The organism is Actinosynnema sp. NPDC059797 (assembly GCF_042732085.1).
Lineage (GTDB): Bacteria > Actinomycetota > Actinomycetes > Mycobacteriales > Pseudonocardiaceae > Actinosynnema.
In genome coordinates this window covers 1-2,888 of record NZ_JBHWIE010000603.1, presented here as the reverse complement: position 1 = coordinate 2,888, position 2,888 = coordinate 1, and the positions used below count along the sequence as shown (strand labels likewise).

Annotated in this window: 2 protein-coding genes; both read left to right on the top strand. The window is 72.3% G+C overall.

The features are described 5' to 3' along the window. Positions 1–119 precede the first annotated feature (119 nt). Positions 120–950, top strand: coding sequence for a CHAD domain-containing protein (locus ACFV4N_RS42305; RefSeq protein WP_499678331.1), 831 nt, complete (start codon positions 120–122; stop codon positions 948–950). 204 nt (positions 951–1,154) lie between these two features. Next, positions 1,155–2,747 carry a beta-N-acetylhexosaminidase gene (locus ACFV4N_RS42300; RefSeq protein WP_499678330.1) on the top strand — a complete coding sequence of 531 codons (1,593 nt, stop codon included), beginning with the start codon at positions 1,155–1,157 and terminating at the stop codon, positions 2,745–2,747. Positions 2,748–2,888 lie beyond the last annotated feature (141 nt).

Below are 2,888 nucleotides of genomic sequence, written 5' to 3'. Positions count from 1 at the left end.
GGTCTGGGGGCTCGGGTGGGTCTGAGGGCTCGGGTGGGTCTGGGGGCTCGGGTGGGTCTGGGGGCTCGGGTGGGTCTGGGGGCTCGGGTGGGGCCGGTGGTCGGTCGGCCGGTGACGTGGTGCGGGACTACCTGCGCGCGCAGGTCGACGCGATCAAGCACCAGGACCCGCGGGTCCGCCGGGGCGAGGACGACGCCGTGCACCAGCTCCGGGTGGCCACGCGGCGGATGCGCAGCGCGTTGCAGGCGTTCGGCGTGGTGGTGGAGCGCGACCGCACCCGCGAGCTGACCGACGAGCTGAAGTGGCTGGCCGGGGTGCTGGGCGAGGCGCGCGACCTCGAGGTGCTGCGCGACCGGTTCGAGCGGGCCGTGCGCGAGCTGGACGGCGAACTGGTGCTCGGCCCGGTGCAGGCCCAGCTGACCCGGCACTTCGCGCCGAGGGAGGCCGCCGCGCAGGAGGCGGCGGTGGCGGCGCTGGACAGCGACCGGTACTTCGCGCTGCTCGACGCGGTCGACGCGCTGGTCGAGGACCCGCCGTTCACGCCGCTGGCGCGCAAGAAGGCCGCGAAGGTGCTGCCGGACCTGGTCGACAAGACCTACCGCAGGCTCGCCAAGCGGGTCGCGGTCGCGCACGACGACACGGGGCTGCACGAGGCACGCAAGTCGGCCAAGCGGCTGCGGTACGCGGTCGAGGTGGCCGAACCGGTGTTCGGCAAGCGCGGGAAGCGGTACCGGAACCGGGTCAAGGACGTGCAGACGCTGCTGGGCGAGCACCAGGACAGCGTGGTGGCGCGGCCGGTGCTGCGCGAGCTGGGCGCCAAGGCGCAGCTCGACGGCGAGAACGGGTTCACCTTCGGGTTGCTGCACGGCCTGGAGAGCGGGGTGGCGCAGCGGGTGGAGACGCGGTTCGCCGTCACGTGGCGGGAGTTGGGGCGGCCGAAGCTGAAGTGACGGGGCCGAGGCGGAGGTGACGGGGCCGAAGCTGGAGTGACGCGGTCGAAGCTGGAGTGACGCGGTCGAGGCCGGAGTGACGCGGTCGAGCTCGAAGGTCGTTCCGGTGCGCGCCGATTGGTCTGGACCTTGACACCTCCTGGCGCGGCTGTAACGGTGACTTGGGCCGCCGCCCTCGGTCCACGCCCGCCAGGAGGACGTCACTTGTCCAGAGCGAAGGAAGGCACCGCGAGGCGCGTGCTCGGTCGAGCGCTCGCCGCACTGCTGCTCGTGGGCGCGGTCGGAACGGCGACCCCCGCGCAAGCAGCCCCGGAGACATCGTTGCACCAGATCGTGCCCGCGCCCGTCCAGGTCAGCCCGCGCCCCGGCGCGTCCTACCGGATCGGTGCGCACACCCTCATCCACACCCAACCCGGCTCGACCGCCGCCAAGCGCGTCGGCGAGTACCTGGCCGGCGTGCTGCGGCCCTCCACCGGGTACCGGCTGCCGGTCGTGCCCGGCGCATCCACGCGCGGCATCACGCTGCTGCTGGCCGGCGCGGACCCGTCGGTCGGCGCCGAGGGCTACCAGCTCGACGTGTCCCGGACGGGCGTGCTCATCCGGGCCCGCACGGCGGCGGGCCTGTTCGCCGGCGTGCAGACGCTGCGCCAGCTCCTGCCCGCCGAGGTCGAGGCCAAGACCCGGCAGCGCGGGCCGTTCACCGTGCCCGGCGGCCGGGTGCTGGACTACCCGCGCTACGCCCACCGCGGCGCGATGCTGGACGTGGCGAGGCACTTCTTCTCCGTCGACGAGGTCAAGCGGTACGTCGACCAGATCGCGCTCTACAAGATCAACCGGCTGCACCTGCACCTGACCGACGACCAGGGCTGGCGGCTGGAGATCAAGAGCTGGCCGCGGCTGACCGCGCACGGCGGCAGCACCGAGGTCGGCGGCGGTCCGGGCGGGTACTACACGCAGGAGCAGTACCGCGAGCTGGTGGCCTACGCGGCGTCCCGGCACATCACGGTGGTCCCGGAGATCGACCTGCCGGGCCACACCAACGCGGCGCTCTCCTCGTACCCGGAGCTGAACTGCGACGACGTCGCGCCGCCGCTCTACACCGGCATCGAGGTCGGCTTCAGCTCGCTGTGCATCGACAAGGAGATCACGTACCGGTTCGTCGACGACGTGCTGCGCGAGGTCGCGGCGCTGACGCCGGGCGAGTACGTCCACATCGGCGGCGACGAGGCCCACGCCACCACCGACCCGGACTACGACCGGTTCATGGACCGGGTGCTGCCGCTGGTGGCGAAGCACGGGAAGAAGGCCGTCGGGTGGCACGAGTTCGTCAAGTCCGGGCCGCCGGCCGAGGCCGTGGCGCAGTTCTGGGGCACCAAGACCACCGCGCCGGACGTGGTGGCGGCGGCGGAGCGCGGCAACAAGATCGTGCTGTCGCCGGCGACCAAGGCGTACCTGGACATGAAGTACGACGAGAACACGCCGCTCGGGTTGAAGTGGGCGGGGTACACCAACGTGCAGGACGCGTACGACTGGAACCCCGGCGCGTACGTCGAGGGGCTGCCGGCGGAGGCGGTGCGCGGGGTCGAGGCGCCGTTGTGGAGCGAGACGCTGACGAACTCGGCGGAGGTGGAGTTCATGGCGTTCCCGCGGCTGCCGGCGATCGCGGAGTTGGGGTGGTCGCCTTGGTCCACGCACGATTGGGAGCGGTTCAAGGTGCGGTTGGCGGGGCAGGGTGAGCGGTGGCGCGTCATGGGCGTGAACTTCTACCCGTCGCCCGAGGTTCCCTGGCAGGGCTGAGTTGACCGGGGGGCGGCGTGTCGCCGCCCCCTCTTTTGTTCACGGGCTTAAAAGCGGACGCTCGCCGCTGGGCAGGCCTCCGGGGGACAAGCCTTGCCGCTCGTGGTCTCCCGCATGGCCTGCCAAAGGCAACCACCCTTG